Consider the following 22,330-nt stretch of genomic DNA (forward strand, 5'->3'; position numbering starts at 1 on the left):
CATAATGCGAGCCTGCCTCCCCCGCCGCTACGCATTCTTGCGGCAAGCGCCCTCGCCTAAGGCTGGCACGATTCCTGCGTTAGCGTTGTCAGCAGAACCTGATCTGTCAATCGCCCGAGTAAGGAGCAGCCATGAAACTCGTCACTGCAGTAATCAAGCCGTTCAAGCTTGACGAAGTCCGCGAAGCCCTGTCCGCCATCGGCGTGCAAGGCGTGACCGTATCGGAGGTCAAGGGTTTCGGCCGCCAGAAAGGCCATACCGAACTGTACCGCGGCGCCGAATACGTCGTCGATTTTCTGCCCAAGGTGAAGCTGGAAATCGCCATCGACGACGCGCTGCTGGACCAGGTGGTGGAAGCCATCGAGAAGTCCGCCCGCACCGGCAAGATCGGCGACGGCAAGATCTTCGTCTACGACCTGGAGCAGGTGATCCGCATCCGCACCGGCGAAACCGGCGCCGACGCCGTCTGACGTATCCGCGAAACTGGGGAAACCATAATGAAAAAGATACTCGCTGCAATGGCTGCCGGCCTGTCCACCGTTGCCCTGCCCGCGCTGGCCGACGCGCCGGCCGGCCCCGCGGTGGCGGCCGCGAAGGTGATCAACTCCGGCGATACCGCCTGGATGCTGACCTCAACCGCTCTGGTGCTGTTCATGACCATTCCCGGCCTGGCGCTGTTTTACGGCGGCATGGTGCGCAAGAAAAACGTGCTGGCCACGCTGATGCAAAGCTTCGCCATCACCGCCCTGGTGACGGTGCTGTGGGCCGTCGTCGGCTACAGCCTGGCCTTCACCGTCGGCAACCCGTATATCGGCGATCTGTCGCGCTTCATGCTGGACGGCATGGTGTACATGAAGGATGCCGGCAAACTGGCGGTGCATCCGCTGGCCGGCACCATTCCGGAATCGGTGTTCATGACCTTCCAGATGACCTTCGCCATCATCACGCCGGCGCTGATCACCGGCGCCTTCGCCGAACGCATGAAGTTCTCGGCCATGCTGGTCTTCATGGCGCTGTGGTCGCTGCTGGTCTACGTGCCGGTGGCGCACTGGGTATGGGCGCCGGGCGGCTGGATGGGCGACAAGGGCGTTCTGGACTTCGCCGGCGGCACCGTAGTGCACATCAACGCCGGCGTGGCCGGCCTGGTGACGGCGCTGGTACTGGGCAAGCGCGTCGGCTACGGCAAGGAAGTCATGGCGCCGCATAACCTTATCCTGACGCTGGTGGGCGCCTCCATGCTGTGGGTGGGCTGGTTCGGCTTCAACGCCGGCTCGGCGGGCGCCGCCGACGGCCGCGCCGGCATGGCCATGGTCACCACCCAGGTCGCCACTGCGATGGCCGCCCTGGCCTGGATGTTCGCCGAATGGGCCACCAAGAAGAAGCCGTCGGTGCTGGGCATCGCCTCCGGCGCCGTCGCAGGGCTGGTCGCCATCACGCCGGCCGCGGGCTTCGTCGACGTCAAGGGCGCGCTGATCATCGGGCTGGCCGCCGGCGTGGTGTGCTTCTGGGGCGCCACCGGTCTGAAGCACATGATGGGCTACGACGATTCTCTGGACGCGTTTGGCGTGCACGGCGTCGGCGGCATCCTGGGTGCGCTGCTGACCGGCATCTTTGCAGTGAAGGACATCGGCGGCGCCGATGGCAGCCTGGCCACCCAAGCGCTGGGCGTGGGCGTCACCATCGTCTACTGCGGCATCGTCACCTTCATCCTGCTGAAGCTGGTGAATCTGGCGATCGGCCTGCGCGTGGCGGAAGACGAGGAACGCGAAGGACTGGACGTGGTGCTGCACGGCGAGCGCGTGGAATAAGGCCGGCAGAGCGAAGTTTGTTGTGTAAGGGACTTGGCGGGGCCTCTGGCCCCGTTTTTTTTCGCCCCGGATATGTAAAAAAACCGGCCAGAAGGCCGGTTTGCGATGCTGAACTATTTAACGATGCGCAGGCTGGGACGACCGCCGCTCGGCCGATTCGGCCCTGGGTCGTCGTCATCGCCCTTAGGCTGATCGACCGAAGGCGCAGGCTTGAGCGCGGCGTCTTCCGGCATCGGCTCCACCTCGAAACCCATGCCTTCGCCCGTCTCGCGGGCGAAGATGGACATCACATTCCCCACCGGCACCCAGATGTCGCGAGACATGCCGCCAAAGCGCGCCGAAAACGAGATCCAATCGTTGTCGATCTGCAGATTCTTGGTGGCGCTATACGAGACATTGAGCACGATTTCGTTGTTCTTCACGTATTCGCGCGGCACATCAGTACGGTCATTGACCCACACCACGATATAGGGGGTGTGGTCATTGTCGCAGCACCACTGGTGCAAGGCGCGAATCATGTAGGGCTTGGTGCTGGAGCTCATCGCTTTTCCTTACTTGCGCATCGCCTTTTCGGACGGCGTCAGCGAATCGATGAAGGACTGGCGCTGGAAAATGCGTTCGGCGTACTTCAGGATAGGCGCTGCGCTCTTGCCCAGATCGATGTTGTAGTGCTCCAAGCGCCACATCAGCGGCGCGATGGCCACGTCGATCATGGAGAAATCATCGCCAAGCATGAACTTCTGCTTGGAGAAAATCGGGGCGATAGTGGTCAGACCGTCGCGGATCGCTTCGCGCGCCTTGGCGGCTTCCTTGCCGGTGGCGCCGGCTTCCAGCGTCTTGACGTGGATGAACAGCTCGTTTTCAAAACGGTGCAGGAACAGGCGCGCGCGGGCGCGCATCACCGGATCGGCCGGCATCAGCTGCGGATGCGGGAAGCGCTCGTCGATGTATTCGTTGATGATGTTGGACTCGTGGAGGATCAGGTCGCGCTCCACCAGCACCGGCACTTCGTTGTACGGATTCATCACGGCCAGGTCTTCCGGCTTGTTATGGATGTCCACATCGATAATTTCGAAATCCATCCCCTTCTCGAAGAGCACGATACGGCAGCGCTGACTGAATGGGCAGGTGATTCCGGAGTAGAGGGTCATCATGGCGGAGAAAATCCTTGACTAACAATGAATTGGTGTAGCAGGCCATTCTAGCACCTTAACTGCACGCATTTCCAGCATTTCAATACAACATCATGATTTAAAAAGAAAAAAGGCGGAAATCATTCCGCCTTTTCCAGACTGCCCCCAGCGCGAAATCAGTGCACGTCGCGCCAGTATTCCTTCTTCAGCAAGTACACCAGCGGGAACAGCAACAAGCCCAAGAACATCAGCACCACGTAGCCGATCTGCTGGCGCTTCACCGCGGCCGGTTCGCCCATATAGACCAGGAAATTGGTCAGGTCCGCCATCCGGCGATCGTACTCGACGGTATTGGCCTTGCCGTTTTCCAGCTTGGTCAGGCTGCCTGCCTTAACGAGCTGCAGAGAGTGCTCCTCATGGCCCTCGGCATCCTTCTCGGTCTTCAGCACCTGCTCGCCCTGCCACTCCCAGAACACATGCGGCATGCCGACTTTGTCGAATACCAGGTTGTTCCAGCCGGTAGGACGCGTCGGGTCGCGATAGAAGCCGCGCAGATAGCCATACAGGTAATCCGCGCCCCGCGAGCGGGCAATCAGCGACAAGTCGGGCGGCACGGCACCGAACCAGGCCTTGGCATCCTTCTTGTCCATCGCGATATTCATCTGATCGCCGATCTTGGCGCCTTCCGGCAGCAGGTTGGCCTTGATCTGCTCTTCAGACAGGCCGATGTCTTCCAGCCGGTTGTAGCGCATCATGCTGGCCGAATGGCAGGACAGGCAGTAGTTGACGAAGATCTGCGCGCCGCGCTGCAGGCTTTCCGTGTCCTGGATGTCGATCGGCGCTTTCTCGAGCTTGGGACCGCCCTCGTTGGCCAGCGCCGGCGCGGAGAACGGCAGCAGCAGCGCCATGGCGGCGATCAGCTTGCGCATCTTGTTTTTCATTTTCCTTATCCCCTTGCTTACACGTTCATGGCGAACAGCGCGGCCAGGAACACGGTCAGAGCCACCATGACCAGGAACTGGATCTGGCGCTTGGCATTGGTGTCCGTCACCCGCTCCGGCACCGGCACGCTGCCGACATCGTTCTTGGTGTAGAACGGCATGCCCAGGAAGAAGGCGAAGTAGACCACCGAGAATATCTGCGACAACGCCGTGCGCAAGCCATCCGGCGGCAGCGCGCCCAAGATGCCCAGGCCGATGAAGGCGGCGATGAACAGCACCAGCGCGATCTTGAACTTGGGACCGCGGTAACGGATGGATTTGATCGGAGAGCGATCCAGCCACGGCAGGAAGGCGATCAGCACCACGGCGGCGCCCATGGCCAGCACGCCCCACACCTGGGTGCCGGCAAACGACGGCACGGCGCGCAGAATGGCGTAGAACGGCGTGAAGTACCAGACCGGCGCGATGTGCGGCGGCGTCTTCAGCGGATCCGCCTGATCGAAGTTCGGATGCTCGAGGAAGTAGCCGCCCATTTCCGGCAGGAAGAACACGATGGCCGAGAACACGATCATGAACACCACCACGCCGAGGATGTCCTTGATGGTGTAGTAAGGATGCGAATAGATGCCGTCGAGGTAGAGGCCGGTTGCCGGGTCCTTGGGCTGCTGTTTGATTTCCACGCCGTCCGGGTTGTTGGAGCCGACTTCGTGCAGCGCCATCAGGTGCGCCACCACCAGCGCCAGCAGCACCAGCGGCACGGCGATCACATGCAAGGCGAAGAAGCGGTTCAGCGTGGCGTCGGACACCACGTAGTCGCCGCGGATCCACACCGACAAGTCAGGGCCGATCACCGGGATGGAGCCGAACAGGTTGACGATCACCTGAGCGCCCCAGAACGACATCTGCCCCCACGGCAGCAGATAACCCATGAAGGCCTCGGCCATCAGACACAGGAAGATCAGCGTGCCGAACACCCACACCAGCTCGCGCGGCTGTTTGTACGAACCGTAGATCAGGCCGCGGAACATATGCAGATAGACCACCACGAAGAACATCGAGGCGCCGGTGGAGTGCATGTAGCGGATGATCCAGCCGCCCGCCACGTCGCGCATGATGTATTCGACCGAGGCGAAGGCCACCGGCACGCCGGCGGCGTTCAGGGTGCCATCCGGCTTGTAGTTCATGGTCAGGAAAATGCCGGTGACGATCTGCAGCACCAGCACCAGCATGGCCAGCGAGCCGAAGAAGTACCAGAAGTTGAAATTCTTGGGAGCGACATACTTCCCCCATTGGCTTTCCCACAGGGCGGTCAGCGGAAAACGTTCGTCCACCCAGTTCAGCAGCTTTTGCGCTTTGCTCATTTTTCGCCCTCAGCTTATTTGTCGTCGCCGATCAGCAGACGGGTGTCGGACAGATACTTGTGCGGGGGAATCTCCAGATTCTTCGGCGCCGGTACCCCCTTGAACACGCGGGCAGCCAGGTCGAACTTGGAGCCGTGGCATGGGCAGTAGAAGCCGCCCAGCCAGTCCGGCCCCAGGTCGGCGGGCGCCAGATCGGGCCGGAAGGTCGGCGAACAGCCCAAGTGGGTGCAAATCCCGACCGCCACCAGATACTGCGGCTTGATCGAGCGGTGCTCGTTCTTGCAATAAGCTGGCTGTTGTTCGGCATCGGATGTCGGATCGACCAGCTTGGGATCGTTCTTCGGCAGATTCTTCAGTTGCTCCGGCGTGCGGCTGAGAATCCATACCGGCTTGCCGCGCCATTCAACGTTGATTTTCTGCCCCAGTTCAATCTTGCCGATATCGACTTCAACCGGCGCCCCCGCTGCCTTCGCCCGTTCCGACGGGAAAAAGCTCATCAAAAACGGCGTGGCCGCGCCAACCACCGCAACCCCTCCAACAGCGCTGGAAGCGACCGTCAGAAAACGACGGCGCCCCGTATCGACTTGCTGTTCACTCATTACAGTCATCCTCAATCGTGGAAATCGAGCCCTAAACTGCCAGATTTTACCCGATTACTAGTAGGGACTTGAAGCATCCATGCAAATAAATTGTCATTTACGCGCCAAAGCATCTCAAACAGGGTTATTTATATCAATAAATTCCACTTTTATGCCTGTTGATTTCATTAAATGCTCACCGAGCGATTGAATGCCATAGCGCTCTGTTGCATGATGGCCTGCAGCGATGAATGCGACATCGCTTTCCATCGCCATGTGATAATTCTGTTCCGATGCCTCGCCGGTGATGAAAGCGTCCACGCCCAGCGAGATGGCGTCGGCGAAAAAACCCTGGGCGCCGCCGGTGCACCAGGCGACCCGCCGCACCGGCTTGTCGGCCCGCCCCAGCAACAGAGCGCTTCTGCCCAGAATAGACGAAATATGCGCATTCAGCGCAGCGGCATCGTCGCCTGCCGCCCAACAGCCGTGCCACAGCAGGTCTTGCTCGCCGGCCTGCCCTTGCGCCTCGAAGCCCAGCACGCTGCCCAGGCTGGCGTTATTACCCAACTGAGGGTGGCCATCCAGCGGCAGATGATAGGCAAGCAGGCTGATGTCATGCTGCAGCAAGCTGCGAATGCGCTGTCTTTTCATGCCGCAGATGCCGGCATCCTCGCCTTTCCAGAAATAGCCGTGATGCACCAGGATGGCACCGGCGCCGCGTTCGATCGCCGCCTCGATCAAGGCTTGCGAAGCCGTCACGCCGGTTACAATCTTGCCGACCTCGGCCCGGCCTTCCACTTGCAGGCCATTCGGCGCGTAGTCCTTGTAACGCCGGGGTTCCAGCAGCACATCCAGTGCGGACATCAATTCTTTTAATTGCATTGACTTCATTCCCGTAATATTGGCGATCGTAATGGATTTGTCAGCACTCCGTCGCAATATGCAAGCTTTGCCGAAGCATCGACAAAACCGCTAAAATTAACAGCAGTAGATGGTACTCTCAATTCAGCCCTGCCTTAGCGCCCCTGTCTTCAGATACCATGCGGCTGCAAAATTTTTGCTTACAAAATTTCTCTTCTCGACAGAATGCCCTTCTGCTCAGCCAAGGCCGCGGCCGCTCACAATGATGCACCGCCAGCCAGAGCAAGCGGATGAAGCATGCTTGACATTAGCAACCTAGAGATTAGGTATATTGCATGACTATTCTCGTAACCGGCGGCGCCGGCTTTATCGGCGGCAATTTCGTACTCGACTGGCTGGCCAGCCAGGACGAAACCGTGGTCAATATTGATGCGCTGACCTATGCCGGCAATCTCGATACGCTGGCTTCGCTGAAAGATAACGCCAAACATGTGTTTGTTCACGGCAGCATCGGCGACCGCGGGCTTGTCGAAAAACTGCTGGCGCAACACCAGCCGCGCGCCGTGATCAATTTCGCGGCGGAAAGCCATGTCGACCGCTCCATCCACGGACCCGGCGACTTCATCCAAACCAATATCGTCGGCACCTTCAATCTGCTGGAAAGCGTGCGCGGCTATTGGAATGGCTTAGACGCCGAGCGCCAGGCCGCCTTCCGTTTCCTGCACGTCTCCACCGACGAAGTCTACGGCGCATTGTCGCCGGAAGACCCGCCATTCGCAGAAACCAACCGATATGAGCCGAACAGTCCCTACTCTGCCTCCAAGGCGGCGTCGGACCATCTGGTGCGCGCCTGGCACCACACTTATGGCTTGCCGGTGCTCACCACCAACTGCAGCAATAACTATGGCCCCTACCATTTCCCGGAAAAACTGATCCCGCTGGTGATTCTCAACGCCCTGGCCGGCAAGCCGCTGCCGATTTACGGCGACGGCCAACAGGTGCGCGACTGGCTGTACGTGAAAGATCATTGCAGCGCCATCCGCCGCGTGCTGGAAGCCGGCACGCTTGGCGAAACCTATAATGTCGGCGGCTGGAACGAAAAGGCCAATCTGGAGGTGGTCAACACCATCTGCGCCATTCTGGACGAGCTGAAGCCGCGCGCCGATGGCGCCCGCTACGCTACGCAGATCACGTTCGTGCAAGACCGCCCCGGCCACGACCGCCGCTACGCCATCGATGCGCGCAAGCTGGAACGCGAGCTGGGCTGGAAACCGGCGGAGACCTTTGACAGCGGCATCCGCAAAACGGTGGAATGGTATCTGGCCAACGACCAATGGGTGGACAACGTCAGCAGCGGCCACTATCGCGACTGGATAGACCAACACTACGGCCAACCGGCATGACGCGCATCCTGATTACCGGCAAGAATGGGCAGGTCGGCCACGAGCTGATGCGCGCGCTGGCGCCGCTGGGCGAGCTGGTTGCATTGGACCGCGAAGGAATGGACCTGACGAAGGCCAACGCCGTCCCAGTACTTCTGGATGAACTGCGCCCCGACATCATCGTCAATCCTGCCGCCTATACCGCTGTCGACAAGGCCGAGTCCGAACCCGAACTGGCTCATGCCATCAACGCTGTTGCGCCGGGCATTCTCGCGCGATGGGCTGAGCAACACGGTGCCTTGCTGGTGCATTACTCCACCGACTACGTATTCAACGGCAGCGGCACGGCGCCTTGGCGCGAAGACGACGCCGCCGATCCGCAATCAGTATATGGCCTCAGCAAATGGCAAGGCGAACAGGCGGTGCGGGCGGCGACGCCGCGCCATCTGATCCTGCGCACCAGTTGGGTATTCGGCGCGCATGGCACCAACTTCCTCAAGACCATGCTGCGTTTGGCTGGCGAACGATCGGAATTGAAAATAGTCGCCGACCAGATCGGCGCGCCGACCTCGGCCGCTCTGATCGCCGACACCACCGCGCTGATGATCCAACGCTACCTCGCCGATGGTGAGCACAGCCCCTTCGGTACTTATCATCTGGCGGCGGCCGGCGAAACCAGCTGGCATGGCTATGCCCAATATCTGATCGGCCAAGCAGGCAAGCTCGGCTTTCCGCTAACGCTCACTGCAGACGCTGTATATGGCATCCCGACGGAAGCGTACCCGCTGCCGGCCAAGCGCCCGGCCAATTCGCGCCTTGATTGCGGCAAGCTGCAGCGCGGCTTCGGCATCAACTTGCAGACATGGCAATACGGCGTCGACATGGCGCTCGCCACCCTGTGGCAACAACGGCAGACACAACAGAATTAAAAGGATTCCAAGATGAGCAAGGCTCGCAAAGGCATCATCCTCGCCGGCGGCTCCGGCACCCGTCTGTACCCGGCCACCATTGCGGTCAGCAAACAGCTGCTGCCGATCTACGACAAGCCGATGATTTACTATCCGCTGACCACGCTAATGCTGGCCGGAATCCAGGACATCCTGATCATCTCCACGCCGCAAGACACCCCTCGCTTCCAACAGTTGCTGGGCGATGGCAATCAGTGGGGCATCAACCTAGGATATGCCGTGCAAGCGAGTCCGGATGGCTTGGCGCAAGCCTTTTTGATCGGCGAACGCTTCCTAGACGGAGCGCCCTCTACCCTAGTGTTGGGCGACAACATCTTTTATGGCCACGATTTCTCCGGTTTACTGCAAAAAGCCAACGAAAAGTGCAGCGGCGCCAGCGTGTTCGCTTACCGCGTAAACGATCCCGAGCGTTATGGCGTCGTCGAATTCGATGTCGATGGCAAAGCCCTGTCTATCGAAGAAAAACCCAAACAGCCCAAATCGCACTATGCGGTAACCGGCCTGTATTTCTACGATGAACAGGTCGTCGACATCGCCAAAACCATCCAGCCCTCGGCACGGGGCGAACTGGAAATCACCGACGTCAACAACGTTTATCTGCAACAAGGCTCGCTCGACGTGCAAACCATGGGCCGCGGCTATGCCTGGCTCGATACCGGCACCCATGAATCGATGCTGGAAGCCAGCCAATTCATCGCCACCATTGAAAGCCGCCAAGGGCTCAAAGTAGCTTGCCCGGAAGAAATCGCTTACCGCAGCGGCTGGATAAACGGCGAACAAGTCAAAAAACTGGCGCAGCCCTTGCAAAAAACCGGCTATGGCCGCTACCTGCTCGCCATGTTGGAACACACCACTTACTAACTCAAGCGCGCGCTGCGGCAAAAATAACCTGCAGCATCAGGACTGTTTTCCATGAATGTGATCGATACCGCCATCCCAGATGTCAAAATCATCGAGCCTGCCGTATTTGGCGACGCGCGCGGCTTCTTTTTTGAGAGCTTCAATCAAAAGAAATTTGAAGAGGCCGTCGGCTATTCCGTAGAGTTCGTGCAAGACAACCACAGCCGCTCAGCCAAGGGCGTGCTGCGCGGCTTGCACTACCAGCTGGATCCGCATGCCCAAGGCAAGCTGGTGCGCGTGGCAGCCGGCGCGGTGTTTGACGTCGCCGTTGACATCCGACTGCAATCGCCGACCTACGGCCGATGGGTTGGCGTCGAGCTTAGCGCTGACAATAAACGCCAATTATGGATTCCGCCTGGCTTTGCCCATGGCTTTGTCACTCTGCTCGATGACACCGAATTCTTGTACAAAACTACCGATTACTGGTTCAAGGATCTTGAACGCGCCATCGCCTGGAACGACCCAACGCTGGCGATAGACTGGCCGCTACAGCAACCACCTGTACTGTCAGCCAAAGATCAGGAGGCTCCATTGTTTACTTCGCTTGGCGCCTAAAATCGTTTGATAAAAGAAAACGGCCCGGACAGCAACGCTATCCAGGCCGTTTTCCTAATGATGCCAGCAGCACTAAGGCTGCCGGCTCATCAGCAGCTGATTACATCATGCCGCCCATGCCACCCATGCCGCCCATGTCCGGCATGCCGCCAGCAGCCGGCTTGTCTTCCGGCAGTTCAGCGATCATGCAGTCGGTGGTCAGCATCAGGCCAGCTACGGAAGCGGCGTGCTGCAGAGCGGAGCGGGTGACCTTGGCCGGATCCAGCACGCCCATTTCCAGCATGTCGCCGTATTCGCCGCTGGCGGCGTTGTAACCGAAGTTGCCCTTGCCTTCCAGCACCTTGTTCACCACAACGGACGGCTCGTCGCCAGCGTTCTTGACGATCTGGCGCAGCGGGGCTTCGATGGCGCGCAGCACGATCTTCACGCCCGCTTCTTGTTCGGCGTTGTCGGTCTTCAGGCTGTCCAGCGAAGCGCGGGCGCGCAGCAGGGCCACGCCGCCGCCGGCAACCACGCCTTCTTCAACCGCAGCGCGGGTAGCGTGCAGCGCATCTTCCACGCGAGCCTTCTTCTCTTTCATTTCCACTTCGGTAGCAGCGCCAACCTTGATCACGGCAACGCCGCCGGCCAGCTTGGCCACGCGCTCTTGCAGCTTCTCGCGGTCGTAGTCGGAGGTGGCTTCTTCGATCTGCTTGCGGATTTCACCCACGCGAGCCTGGATGGTGGCAGCTTCGCCGGCGCCATCGATGATGGTGGTGTTTTCCTTGCCCACTTCCACGCGCTTGGCTTGGCCCAGCATGTCCAGGGAAGCTTTTTCGAGGGTCAGGCCCACTTCTTCGGCGATCACGGTGCCGCCAGTCAGCACAGCGATGTCTTGCAGCATGGCCTTGCGACGGTCGCCAAAACCCGGGGCCTTGACGGCAACGACCTTCAGGATGCCGCGAATGGTGTTCACCACCAGGGTAGCCAGGGCCTCGCCTTCCACATCTTCCGCGATGATCAGCAGCGGACGGCCGGATTTGGCTACTTGCTCCAGTACCGGCAGCAGGTCGCGGATGTTGGAGATCTTCTTGTCGAACAGCAGGATGAACGGATTGTCCAGCGCAGCGATCTGCTTGTCTTGATTGTTGATGAAGTACGGGGACAGGTAGCCGCGATCGAACTGCATGCCTTCCACCACATCCAGCTCGTTGTTCAGGCTCTTGCCGTCTTCGACGGTGATTACGCCTTCCTTGCCCACTTTTTCCATGGCGCTGGCGATGATTTCACCGATGTCGGAATCGGAGTTGGCGGAGATGGAGCCAACTTGAGCGATTTCCTTGGTGGTGGCGCACGGCTTGGCGATCTTGGCGATCTCACCCACCAGGGAGATAACAGCCTTGTCGATGCCGCGCTTCAGGTCCATCGGGTTCATGCCGGCGGCGACATACTTCATGCCTTCCTGCACGATGGCTTGCGCCAGCACAGTGGCGGTGGTGGTGCCGTCGCCAGCCACGTCGGAAGTCTTGGAAGCCACTTCCTTCACCATCTGCGCGCCCATGTTCTCGAACTTGTCTTTCAGTTCGATTTCCTTGGCCACGGACACGCCATCCTTGGTGATGGTCGGCGCGCCGAAGGAGCGGTCCAGCACCACGTTGCGGCCTTTCGGACCCAGGGTAACCTTGACGGCATCAGCCAGGATGTTGACGCCGTTTACCATCTTGGTGCGAGCGGAGTCGCCAAACTTTACGTCTTTAGCAGCCATTCTTAATCTCCAGAATTCGGTGTTTGAAGTGCGGGATGGGTCGGAGACTTACTCAACGATGCCCATGATGTCTTCCTCGCGCATCACGAGGACTTCTTCGCCGTCTACCTTGACGGTCTGCCCGGAATACTTGCCGAAGATGACCTTGTCGCCCTTCTTCAGCTCCAGCGGGCGGCGCTCGCCATTTTCCAGGATCTTGCCGTTACCGACGGCCAGAACCTCGCCCATGTCCGGCTTCTCAGCCGCGGCACCCGGCAGAACGATGCCGGAAGCGGTCTTTTCTTCAGCCTCGAGGCGCTTGATAACAACACGGTCGTGCAAAGGACGAATTGCCATGGATCTCTCCTGTAACATTGGCTGTTGAGAGTTGAACATCAGGATGTGTTGGTTGTCAGCCGAGAGCTTAGCACTCGGCTGTTGCGAGTGCTAATAATAGGGACGCCCCCCGCCGTTTTCAAGAGGCAGAAATGCAAAGAGCGCTCAAGGCGCTCTTTGACAGATCAGCTTTCCCGGCGAACCCGCCGCAGCACCAACCAGCGTGGCGTACGGAAGCGGACGATCATGCGGTAAAGGTAGACATAGCACATTGCGAACAAGGCGCAAAAAGTCATCAGTACCCCGGTGTCCTGCCAGAACAACATCGCCGGTGCCACCGACACCGAAGACAGTGCCCATAGATAGGGGGAAGTCAGACTGTTGCGCATGGTCATGTGGCCAGAGTCCTTAGACCCTACCATCCAACGAACCAGCCGCTTGTAGATCAGCATGTGCAAATGCAGTCCATCCGGCATGCCGGGGGACATCCCACGCAGGAACTTCTTCCGATAAATCGAGTACAAAGTTTCAAACACAGGATAGATCACACACAGCAACGGAAACCAAGGTGAAACCTGCGGATGACGAGCCACCAACAGCACCGAAACCTCTGCAATCATGAAACCGACCAAGTAAGCGCCGCCGTCACCGGCGAAGATCAGACCGCGCGGGAAATTCCAGAACAAGAAACCGGCAATCGCCCCCACCATGGCAAAACAAACTCCCATCAAGGCCGCATCCTGTACCTTGAAAGCGACATACGCCATCGCCAGGAAGATGAAGATGGACACCACGCCAGACAAGCCGTTGTAGCCATCGATAATATTGACCGCATGCGCCACACCGCCCACCGCCACAACCGTCAGCAGCAGGGATAGCACCCAGAACTGTGACAACAAACCATCCAACAATGGGATATCCAAGCGCTGCAAGCTTGCGCCAAGAACAAAATAACCAAGTGCAGCCGCCACAAACGTGGCCAACAGACGGGGCAAGGGCCCCACCTTCTTGGTTACATCCTCGCATATCCCCGCACCAAAAGCCGGCAAGGCCACAACCAGCAACAGTAAGGTCCAAGCATCCTGCAGCAACCAAGCCAACAAACTACAACCCGCCACCAAACCCGCAGCCATCGGCACCCCACCGATGCGCGGCACGGGATGGGCATGGAACTTCTGCACCCCTCCCAGATCATGATCCGCCGAGAAGCGTTCATGCAGATGGGAGAAGTGGATCAGAAACACCCCCACGAGCAGAGATAGGAACGTGGCCAACAATAATATTTGTAACATACGATGCCTTTTTTATTTTCCACAGGCGGCAGAGATGCCCATGCCATCCAACAGCGTCCTAGATTGAGTTTCACATTGTAGGCGGTGCAGCATTTTCAAGCCATCGCTTTCATGTAACAATAACCAACCAACATGATCTTGAAATGCTGCCTAGCTTCACATGCAGCGCAGTTACTGCTTACCGATTTCGGACACTAAAGAATGACAATCCTAGTTACTGGCGGCGCCGGTTACATCGGCTCCCACACCTGCCTGGAGCTGCTTGAAGCGGGCTACGACGTGGTTGTGCTAGACAACCTCTGCAACAGCAAGGCAGAGTCGCTCAAGCGCGTGCAGGCGCTAACTGGCAGGCAACTGACCTTCATCCAAGGCGACATCCGCGACCACGCTGCGCTATCCGGTGCGTTCTCTCACCCGATCCAAGCTGTCATTCACTTCGCGGGGCTCAAAGCTGTCGGCGAATCGGTGGAAAAACCGCTGGAATACTACGACAACAATGTGAACGGCACCTTGCGCCTGCTTCAGGCTATGCGCAAGCACCATGTCAAGACCTTGGTATTCAGCTCATCTGCAACCGTTTACGGCAACCCCGCATCCGTCCCGATCCGCGAGGATTTCCCACTCTCCGCAACAAATCCCTACGGTCGCAGCAAGCTGATGGTAGAAGACATGCTGCGGGATTTCAGCAAATCGGAGCCTGATTGGAACATCGCCTTGCTACGCTATTTCAACCCAGTCGGCGCGCATGAAAGTGGCCAGATCGGCGAAGACCCCAATGGTATCCCCAATAATCTGATGCCGTTCATCAGCCAAGTGGCTATTGGCAAGCGCAAAGCACTGCAAATATTTGGCAACGATTACCCCACCCACGATGGCACAGGGGTGCGGGATTACATCCACGTCGTGGATCTGGCCAAGGGACATCTCAAAGCGCTTGATGCCCTGCAAACCAAGGGCAGCTTGCTCACTGTCAACCTGGGTACCGGTCAAGGCTATTCCGTACTCGATATGGTGCGCGCCTTCAAAACCCACAGCGGCCGCCCCATCCCCTACAATATCGCGCCGCGCCGCGCCGGCGACATCGCCGAATGCTGGGCCTCTCCTTGCGAGGCAGAGCGCCTACTCGGCTGGAAAGCAGAAAAAGGGCTGGATGCCATGTGCCGAGACAGCTGGCGCTGGCAAAGCCAAAACCCCAACGGCTATTGATTTGGAAATCACAATATGATTCTTGTAACCAGTGGTGCCGACTTCATCAGCGACAACTTCGTCCTCGACTGGTTGGAGGGTCGCGATGAAACCATCGTCAACCTGGACACGCTAACCTACGCCGGCAATCTCGAAACCTTGCGATCGGTGATGTACGACCCGCGCCACATTTTCGCACACGGCAGCATCGACAACCGGGCTCCAGTGGGCCGGCTACCTACCGAAGTAATATATAAAATAAACAATTATTACGCCCCCCCCTTAATTAACTCCGAGTTCTTGCAATAAAATGATTATTTTAACAGTTTTTGGCACACGCCCGGAAGCCATAAAAATGGCTCCCATTATTAAAGAATTAAAAAAGTACAATAATATCTCAACGAAAGTTTGTGTTACAGCACAGCACCGGGAGATGCTCGACCAGGTTTTAGATCTATTTAAAATCAAGCCAGACTATGATTTAAATCTGATGCAACCAGGTCAAGATTTAACTGACATTACCACTAGATGCCTGACCGGTCTAAAAGAAATTATTAAAAATTTAAAGCCTGATCTAATTTTAGTTCACGGAGACACAACAACAACCTTAGCAACCAGCTTAGCAGCCTATTATGCAAAAATTAGGGTTGCTCATATCGAAGCGGGTTTAAGAAGCCACAACATTTACTCTCCCTGGCCTGAAGAAATAAATAGAAAACTAACGAGCTCCCTCGCTCATTATCACTTCGCACCAACATTGACCGCAAAAAATAATTTACTTTCAGAAGGAGTCAATCCCAATCGCATTGAAGTTACTGGGAATACAGTAATTGATTCACTTAAAATGGCAATCGACATTATTGCTCAAAATGAATCTCTTACACATGCTCTTGACAAAACACTACCCACACTTGACCCCTTAAAGAAAATTGTTCTCGTGACAGGGCATCGCAGAGAAAATTTTGGGGAGGGCTTTGAAAATATTTGCCACTCACTAAAAATAATTAGCAAAAATAATAATGTGCAAATTGTCTACCCAGTCCATTTAAATCCAAATGTACAAGAGCCTGTCAATAGAATTATTGGGGATATTGAAAATATTTTCTTGACCCCCCCGCTGGACTATCTTCCATTCGTTCACCTAATGAACAAATCATATATAATTCTAACAGACTCAGGAGGAATACAAGAAGAAGCACCTACACTTGGGAAGCCAGTTTTAGTATTAAGAGACACGACTGAAAGGCCGGAAGCAATTGAAGCAGGCACGGTAAAACTAGTTGGGACCAGCGTTGATAGTATCGTGAGAAATACGATTGATCTTCTTGAGAATGAAAATTCGTATCTTCTGATGAGTCAGTCCCACAATCCATATGGAGATGGTTTTTCCGCAAGAAAAATTGTTAACTGGATTATTAGAGAGAAATGATGCAACGAATTATCTCTCAAGCACAAAAACTAGAAAAATTAATGCGAGCCCCACTTTTAAATAGCGCCTTTTGGTGTGGCGTCGGCTCAATAGCAACAAATGGCGTAAACATCCTATCCCAAATTATTGCTGCTCGAATAATTGGTAAAGAAGCGTACGGGCAACTTGTCTTACTTCAAAGCACAACTTCCACCATTGGTATTTTTGCAGGACTGGGTATTGGCATCACCGCCACAAGATATGTGGCCGCTCTCAAAGACAGTTCGCCCGAGCGATTAATTAATATTCTTACCCTAGCTGAAATAGCATTATTAGTGATTGGCGTGTTTTTATCCATGATAATAGGATTCCAACATGATTTTATTGCAGTTAATATTTTGAAATCCCCAGAAATTTCATCACCATTGTTCATTTCCGCATTTGCCATACCCATTATCTCTATTGACAACTACAAAAAAAGCATTTTAATTGGTTTGTCAAAATATAGAGACTTTGCTTATAGCTCATTATTGGGATGCATACCAAGCATCCCAATAATAGCCATCCTCGCCATTAAATTTGGAATTCTGGGCGTTGCCATATCAATGTTAGTCTCCGCAATCATTCAATTATCTATCAGTAGTTTATTTTGCAAGAAGAGCATTAAATATAGAGCACCGTTTAGATTTATAAAAAAATCCCTTCAAGAATGGAAAGTTTTACGCGATTTTGCATTACCAGCATTACTGTCCTCAGTACTTGTTACGCCTACGCACTGGGTTTGCCAAACACTGCTTGTACACTTTGACAGCAATAGTTATTCAGATGTTGCCACATTGGGAATTGCGATGCAATGGTTTAATATTGCCATATTTCTTCCCAATATTATAGGTAGAGCATTATTGCCAATTTTGGTTAAAGATAAAGCATCAAGAAATTTTAAAGCATCATTGCTAATAAATATACTATCTGCTCTCTCAGTTTCACTTCCGATAGCTACCTTAAGCTCAATAGTAATGAGTTGGTATGGCAGAGACTTTTCCAATTCTACACCATTAGAAATATCATCCTTTACAGCAGTTATTTACGCCATATCCATACCAGTAGCTCAAGCTTTAGCAGCCCAGGAAAAAATGTGGATCGGCTTTATAATGAATCTTGGTTGGGCTATTGCATACATTTCCCTTTCTTTCCTCATGGTTCATCATGGGGCGACTGGTATTATGTTTGCAATGGCCATTGCCTACATAATGCATGTTTTTTGGAGCCTTTTTGCTTACAATATGCTTAAAAAAAGAACAGCCAAGTTAGCCCACTATTATTAATTTTTGCATGGACAAACAATTATATTAAGATAAATGCTATGAACTGATTGTTTTGTGCATAGTAGCTTTGCACACGTTCAACGCTGCCGCATGTGTATTATTGATGATGGACATGAAGGCACTATTAACTTAAACACGTAAAATCTTACAAGAAGATATGGACAAATTTTACAGAAACAAAGCCGACATTAATCCAGCAACAAAAGAATATATAGAGGCCATATTGGAAGCTGGTAGAAATAATACCAACTCAATTCTTACAATAGAAGCCCTTGCATTTCTGTTTGCCAAGGTAAAGAACTTCAAAAAAAAGCACATTGTCTGGTTTCAAGGCATTCGACCTGAGGAAGCTAGAATGATTGGAAGTAATTTTGTAACATGCTTGATATGGAATATACTTGAATATTTTGCATTAAAAACAGCCGATATCAAGATATTTGTATCACAAAGCATGCTTGATCATTACAAAAAGAAGTATAACATTTCTCCTAATAACTATATTATTCAAGCCTGCTTCAATAAAAACATTTTAAATTTTGACAAATGGAACATTTCAAAGTATAGCACCCCTAGTTTTGTATATGCCGGTAGCATGTCAAAATGGCAATGCATTGATGATATGTTAGCATTATTCATACGGATCCAGAAAAATATGCCAAATGCATCATTGGCAATATTTACGGCTGATATTGCTACGGCTCATAAAAAGCTCGAAGCATATGGTGTGGAAAATGCTTTGGTTAGCTCGGTTCCATTAGAAGAGATTGATTACGAAATTTCAAAATACAAATATGGGTTTGTTGTAAGAGATGATTCCATCGTCAATATAGTATCAACTCCAACTAAAATTAACTCTTATTTGTCAGTAGGCACCATTCCTATCGTGAGTAAATCAATCGGCTTCACCAATGACATTCATACCGAATATTTCTTGAAAATATCCTCTGATTTAGACGAAGCAGCTTCTGAAGTTTTACTATTTAACGAAAAAATCCTTGATGCCAGAGATTTGTACAAAGCATACTCTGCTCTATTTTCAGAGCTGTATTCTATCGAAAATTTTAAAAAAAAGATAACCGATTTAATTAACTCTTAATAATTTTATTAAAAATCCAACCCGCCACTTGTAATGACCCACTAAAAGCCTGCTCAGATCATAATTCACACAGGAGCATGTGATGAGTATAACCATGTGAAGAAGAAATCAAACGTTGGACCGCCAAGCGCAAAGCCGCTCTGGTGATGGAAATCATTCAGGGCAAGACCACCGTGGCCGAGGCTTCTCGGTCCTTTGACCTGACGCCATCAGAAGTCGAAGAATGGGTCGATGAGGCCAAGCGCGGCATGGAGAATGCGCTGCGGGCCAAACCGATGGGGATCCGCGAGCAGTACGAGAAACAGATCAAGGACCTCCAAGAGGCGTATGGCGAAGTCATGCTGGAGTTACGTGCCAGAAAAAAATTACAGTCCCTGTTGGGCGAGGACGACAAGTAATCGAGTCCGTTCGGCAGGGACTGGCTGAAGATGGCATCCGGGTTCCGGTCAGCTCCTTGTGCCGTTGGTTTGGCATCCCGCGGCGCACGGTGTATTACCGTGAGCAGAAGGCTGAGCCCAAACTCCAGCAGCGCTTCGTCGCGCCGATCAAGGCGATGCTCGAGGAAAATCCTTCATTCGGCTATCGAACGGTCGCGGGCCTTCTGGGTTTGAACAAGAACACGGTGCGACGGCTCTTTCAGCTCAAGGGCTGGCAGGTGAAAAAACGCGCGGTGGGCTTCCGCCCGCGTGTGCAAGCATTGCCTTCGGTAGCGAAGCGGCCAAATGAGCGTTGGGCCACCGATCTGTGCCGTATCTGGTCGGGAAAGGATGGCTGGAGTCACCTGGCGCTGGTGATTGACTGTTGTACCCGGGAGTTGCTTGGCTGGCATTTGTCACGCAGCGGCAAGTCGAAGACAGCCGAATCGGCACTTGAGCATGCGCTCATCAGTCGATTTGGCTGCCTAGGGCGTGTGCCGGAGAAGTTCTTGCTGAGAAGCGATAACGGTTTGGTCTTTACCAGTCGGAACTACACGGCATTGGTGAGGAGCTACGGCTTGCAGCAAGAGTTCATCACGCCATATACGCCAGAACAGAACGGCATGGTAGAGCGGGTGATCCGGACGTTGAAAGAGCAATGCGTTCACCGTCATCGGTTTGAAAGCCTGACGCACGCTAGCCGTGTCATTGCAGACTGGATCGGGTTCTACAACCACCGGCGTCCCCACCAGACCTTAGGGATGAAAACGCCGGCGATGGCATATCAATTAGCAGCCTGGCCTGAGCAGAAAGTGCTGGGTCATTACACACTCACCAAATTTAAGAACCTATTTATGAGGCTTTGTTGCACAAATCCACCAAGGGCCAGACTGATAGAATGAATGTATGAGCAAGCCCGCCTCGCCAAAGTACAAGACCACGCACAGGAAACGCCTACGATGCAGCGATCAAGGCGCGCAGATCGCTGATGATCTGGCTAGGCCGCGACATTGAGTTGGAGCGCCACGCCATGTGGCAAGCTCGAGCGGCAGGACTTCCGCGATGCTCCATTCAGCTCTGCCTGATGATCAAATGCCTGTTCAACCTTGCGCTCCGCCAAACCGCTGGCATGGTGCAAAGCCTACTCAGCGTGGCAGGGCTGGTTTGGCCTACGCCGGATTACAGCACGGTCTGCCGGCGCCAGAAATCTCTACAGGTGGCGATTCCATACACTCCGGCCACAACAGGCTGCATCTGCTAATCGACAGCACCGGCATTAAGATACCGGGTGAGGGTGAGTGGAAAACAAAGAAGCATGTGCGGAATACCACCGCCAGTGGCACACTGGTACAATTGAGCATTGATGCTGAGACGCTGGAAATCTGGGCGATTGAAGTGATCGACAACTCGGTGGGCGACGCGCCGATGCTACCTGAGCTACTGGGCCAGATTCCAGTGGAAGAACCGATTGCCTCTGTCGGTGGTGATGGGGCCTACAACACCAAGAGTTGCCGCGATAGCTAAACGGCAAGCGGAAGCGGTGATCCCCACTCGCAAGAATGCCAAGCCTTGGAAAAAGAACCGCCTGGGCGCGCGGAATGAGATTCTACGTGCGACGCGCCATCTGGGCCGGGCTATCTGTAAAAAATGGAGCAGCTATCATCGGCGCAGCCTAGTGGCAACTAAGATGCGTTGCTTCAAATTGCTGGGCGAGCGCGTCATTGCAAGAGACTTTGACCGGCAAGTTGCCGAGTTGCTGATTCGGGCAGCAATGCTGAATCGCTTCAAAGGTCAGGGGACACCGGTGATGGTGCGCATGCATAAATCCGCTTGGGGAAAGGGACTTTGCCTGTTGAATCCTATTTATAGCCGCGCATAATACTCCTCCACGGTTAAACATCGGCCCTATTAGTGTCTAAATTATCTGAATTTTTTCTTTTATGGTGATAAATGATATGAACCACCAGGTTTAAAAATAGCTTTTATTAACAGCAAGATATTTATCCAGGTAAATAATGGCACTTACAATTATCGCACTAGGCATCACCATTTTAATAACTGCTATTTTTTGTAGTTACGCCAAAACGAACACACCCTCAAATCTTGTTATTAATTGGTTACTTTCTATTTCTTTAATAACATTATTATCACTAAGAGGAACAAGCTTTGATTTTGACTCAATGACTTATGAGAACATTTTCAATTCAATTCTTCAGGACGATTTTATTTTTGACCCCTCATCCTACATAACCTCCATTGAACCAGGATTTTTAGCTATTTCATACATTGTTATTGCATTGGGATTTGGATTTTCTACTGTTCAATTATTTTTTGCAGCCGCATCTATATTGATATATAAAAAAATACTATCAGAAACTTCAGTAAAATTATTTCCAATTGCTCTTTTTATATATTATTGCACCGGATTTCTTGTTCGGGAATTTACGCAAATTCGATTTGGCCTTTCAGTTGCCATTGGTTCATTATCAATGATTCTTTACTTTAAAGAACAAAAGACAAAATCTTTTATTGCCTTAATTATTAGTTCGTTATTTCATGCGTCCGCCCTATTAGTGCCATGCTTTATTATATCAATGAGACTCTCTAACACAATAAAATATTCAAAAATAAAATATACGTACGCCTTTATATTATTACTTTCCGTCCTCATCTCCGCCTCCTTGAACTACTGCACAGATTTTTTTTCGTTTTTCTCCATAGGGCGATTTGATAGATATACTGGAACTGATGAACTTGGAGATAGCCTCCCCTGGCTTATTCAATGCGTGATATTCTTAGCATCAACACTTATTATTAAACCATCCAGTATTAAACATCATCTACTCCTTCCTATTGCAGTAACAACACTAGCACTATGTATCGTGTTTTACAATTTTCAAATCCTACAACGCTTTTCCATATATGGATTTATATTTATATCCATCACTGCCACTCAACTCGTTAGTGAGTTGGGATGGAAGAGAAATTTTGTTGTTTTTTTCATGTTCCCTTTATTTTCTACGTCATTGATTTTTAAAATATCCTCTTTGATTGCAAATTAG

23 protein-coding genes and 1 pseudogene are annotated in these 22,330 nt (G+C 53.5%); 15 read left to right on the forward strand and 9 right to left on the reverse strand.

Annotated features, from left to right (window positions below):
* Positions 1-131: 131 nt before the first annotated feature.
* Complete coding sequence (gene glnK, locus BI343_RS05460; protein WP_021478498.1) at positions 132-470, forward strand: P-II family nitrogen regulator; 339 nt, start codon at positions 132-134, stop codon at positions 468-470.
* Positions 471-497: 27 nt separating this feature from the next.
* The gene (locus BI343_RS05465) at positions 498-1,808 is read left to right on the forward strand and encodes an ammonium transporter (RefSeq protein ID WP_043620240.1); all 1,311 of its coding nucleotides are present in this window, start codon (positions 498-500) and stop codon (positions 1,806-1,808) included.
* Between the two features lie 113 nt (positions 1,809-1,921).
* On the opposite strand, the gene BI343_RS05470 is transcribed toward BI343_RS05465, so the two are convergent.
* From BI343_RS05470 to BI343_RS05495, 6 genes are all read right to left on the reverse strand, one after another.
* Positions 1,922-2,350 (reverse strand): ClpXP protease specificity-enhancing factor, encoded by a 429-nt coding sequence (locus BI343_RS05470; protein WP_071108967.1) that lies wholly within the window; start codon positions 2,348-2,350, stop codon positions 1,922-1,924.
* A gap of 9 nt (positions 2,351-2,359) precedes the next feature.
* On the reverse strand, positions 2,360-2,962 hold the full coding sequence (locus tag BI343_RS05475) for a glutathione S-transferase N-terminal domain-containing protein (RefSeq protein WP_071108968.1): 603 nt from the start codon (positions 2,960-2,962) through the stop codon (positions 2,360-2,362).
* A 155-nt stretch (positions 2,963-3,117) separates the two neighbouring features.
* Positions 3,118-3,882, reverse strand: a complete 765-nt coding sequence (locus BI343_RS05480; RefSeq protein ID WP_071108969.1) for a cytochrome c1 — start codon at positions 3,880-3,882, stop codon at positions 3,118-3,120.
* Positions 3,883-3,899: 17 nt separating this feature from the next.
* A complete protein-coding gene (locus tag BI343_RS05485; protein ID WP_071108970.1) occupies positions 3,900-5,243 on the reverse strand; it encodes a cytochrome b in 1,344 nt (447 codons plus the stop codon).
* 14 nt (positions 5,244-5,257) lie between these two features.
* Positions 5,258-5,842, reverse strand: a complete 585-nt coding sequence (petA, locus tag BI343_RS05490) for a ubiquinol-cytochrome c reductase iron-sulfur subunit (protein WP_043620226.1) — start codon at positions 5,840-5,842, stop codon at positions 5,258-5,260.
* A gap of 114 nt (positions 5,843-5,956) precedes the next feature.
* Positions 5,957-6,703, reverse strand: coding sequence for a Nif3-like dinuclear metal center hexameric protein (locus BI343_RS05495; RefSeq protein WP_071108971.1), 747 nt, complete (start codon positions 6,701-6,703; stop codon positions 5,957-5,959).
* Positions 6,704-7,017: 314 nt separating this feature from the next.
* Between BI343_RS05495 and rfbB the strand changes: the two genes are divergently transcribed.
* Genes rfbB through rfbC form a run of 4 tightly spaced genes read left to right on the forward strand, consistent with a single transcriptional unit; the run spans position 7,018 to position 10,487 of the window.
* Entirely contained in the window at positions 7,018-8,085 is a 1,068-nt protein-coding gene (rfbB, locus tag BI343_RS05500) for a dTDP-glucose 4,6-dehydratase (RefSeq protein ID WP_071108972.1), read from the forward strand.
* A complete protein-coding gene (gene rfbD, locus BI343_RS05505) occupies positions 8,082-8,993 on the forward strand; it encodes a dTDP-4-dehydrorhamnose reductase (protein ID WP_071108973.1) in 912 nt (303 codons plus the stop codon). The genes rfbB and rfbD overlap by 4 nt, the downstream gene beginning before the upstream one ends.
* Positions 8,994-9,005: 12 nt before the next feature.
* On the forward strand, positions 9,006-9,893 hold the full coding sequence (rfbA, locus tag BI343_RS05510; protein WP_071108974.1) for a glucose-1-phosphate thymidylyltransferase RfbA: 888 nt from the start codon (positions 9,006-9,008) through the stop codon (positions 9,891-9,893).
* 51 nt (positions 9,894-9,944) lie between these two features.
* Positions 9,945-10,487 (forward strand): dTDP-4-dehydrorhamnose 3,5-epimerase, encoded by a 543-nt coding sequence (gene rfbC / locus BI343_RS05515; protein WP_071108975.1) that lies wholly within the window; start codon positions 9,945-9,947, stop codon positions 10,485-10,487.
* A gap of 100 nt (positions 10,488-10,587) precedes the next feature.
* Here rfbC and groL read toward each other — a convergent pair whose 3' ends face one another.
* From groL to BI343_RS05530, 3 genes are all read right to left on the reverse strand, one after another.
* Positions 10,588-12,231, reverse strand: a complete 1,644-nt coding sequence (gene groL, locus BI343_RS05520; RefSeq protein WP_071108976.1) for a chaperonin GroEL — start codon at positions 12,229-12,231, stop codon at positions 10,588-10,590.
* Positions 12,232-12,279: 48 nt separating this feature from the next.
* Positions 12,280-12,567: a co-chaperone GroES gene (gene groES / locus BI343_RS05525; RefSeq protein ID WP_043620205.1), complete on the reverse strand. Its 288-nt coding sequence runs from the start codon at positions 12,565-12,567 to the stop codon at positions 12,280-12,282.
* 164 nt (positions 12,568-12,731) lie between these two features.
* Entirely contained in the window at positions 12,732-13,838 is a 1,107-nt protein-coding gene (locus BI343_RS05530; RefSeq protein WP_083340824.1) for an MraY family glycosyltransferase, read from the reverse strand.
* A 201-nt stretch (positions 13,839-14,039) separates the two neighbouring features.
* On the opposite strand from BI343_RS05530, the gene galE reads away from it, so the two are divergent.
* From galE to BI343_RS19245, 9 genes and pseudogenes are all read left to right on the forward strand, one after another.
* Positions 14,040-15,044 carry a UDP-glucose 4-epimerase GalE gene (gene galE, locus BI343_RS05535; protein WP_071108977.1) on the forward strand — a complete coding sequence of 335 codons (1,005 nt, stop codon included), beginning with the start codon at positions 14,040-14,042 and terminating at the stop codon, positions 15,042-15,044.
* A gap of 15 nt (positions 15,045-15,059) precedes the next feature.
* The gene (locus BI343_RS05540; RefSeq protein WP_071108978.1) at positions 15,060-15,332 is read left to right on the forward strand and encodes a hypothetical protein; all 273 of its coding nucleotides are present in this window, start codon (positions 15,060-15,062) and stop codon (positions 15,330-15,332) included.
* Position 15,333: 1 nt separating this feature from the next.
* A complete protein-coding gene (gene wecB, locus BI343_RS19230) occupies positions 15,334-16,452 on the forward strand; it encodes a non-hydrolyzing UDP-N-acetylglucosamine 2-epimerase (protein ID WP_083340825.1) in 1,119 nt (372 codons plus the stop codon).
* Positions 16,452-17,756: an oligosaccharide flippase family protein gene (locus tag BI343_RS19235; RefSeq protein ID WP_169828986.1), complete on the forward strand. Its 1,305-nt coding sequence runs from the start codon at positions 16,452-16,454 to the stop codon at positions 17,754-17,756. The genes wecB and BI343_RS19235 overlap by 1 nt, the downstream gene beginning before the upstream one ends.
* A 157-nt stretch (positions 17,757-17,913) precedes the next feature.
* Positions 17,914-18,852, forward strand: a complete 939-nt coding sequence (locus BI343_RS19560; protein WP_139165655.1) for a glycosyltransferase family protein — start codon at positions 17,914-17,916, stop codon at positions 18,850-18,852.
* Positions 18,853-18,959: 107 nt separating this feature from the next.
* Positions 18,960-19,250, forward strand: a complete 291-nt coding sequence (locus tag BI343_RS05550; protein ID WP_071108980.1) for a DUF1153 domain-containing protein — start codon at positions 18,960-18,962, stop codon at positions 19,248-19,250.
* A 35-nt stretch (positions 19,251-19,285) separates the two neighbouring features.
* Positions 19,286-20,170, forward strand: coding sequence for an IS3 family transposase (locus tag BI343_RS05555; protein ID WP_280513317.1), 885 nt, complete (start codon positions 19,286-19,288; stop codon positions 20,168-20,170).
* Positions 20,171-20,174: 4 nt separating this feature from the next.
* Positions 20,175-21,147, forward strand: a pseudogene (locus BI343_RS19240) (IS5 family transposase).
* A 136-nt stretch (positions 21,148-21,283) separates the two neighbouring features.
* Complete coding sequence (locus BI343_RS19245; protein ID WP_083340827.1) at positions 21,284-22,330, forward strand: EpsG family protein; 1,047 nt, start codon at positions 21,284-21,286, stop codon at positions 22,328-22,330.

Source organism: Chromobacterium amazonense (assembly GCF_001855565.1).
Lineage (GTDB): Bacteria > Pseudomonadota > Gammaproteobacteria > Burkholderiales > Chromobacteriaceae > Chromobacterium > Chromobacterium amazonense.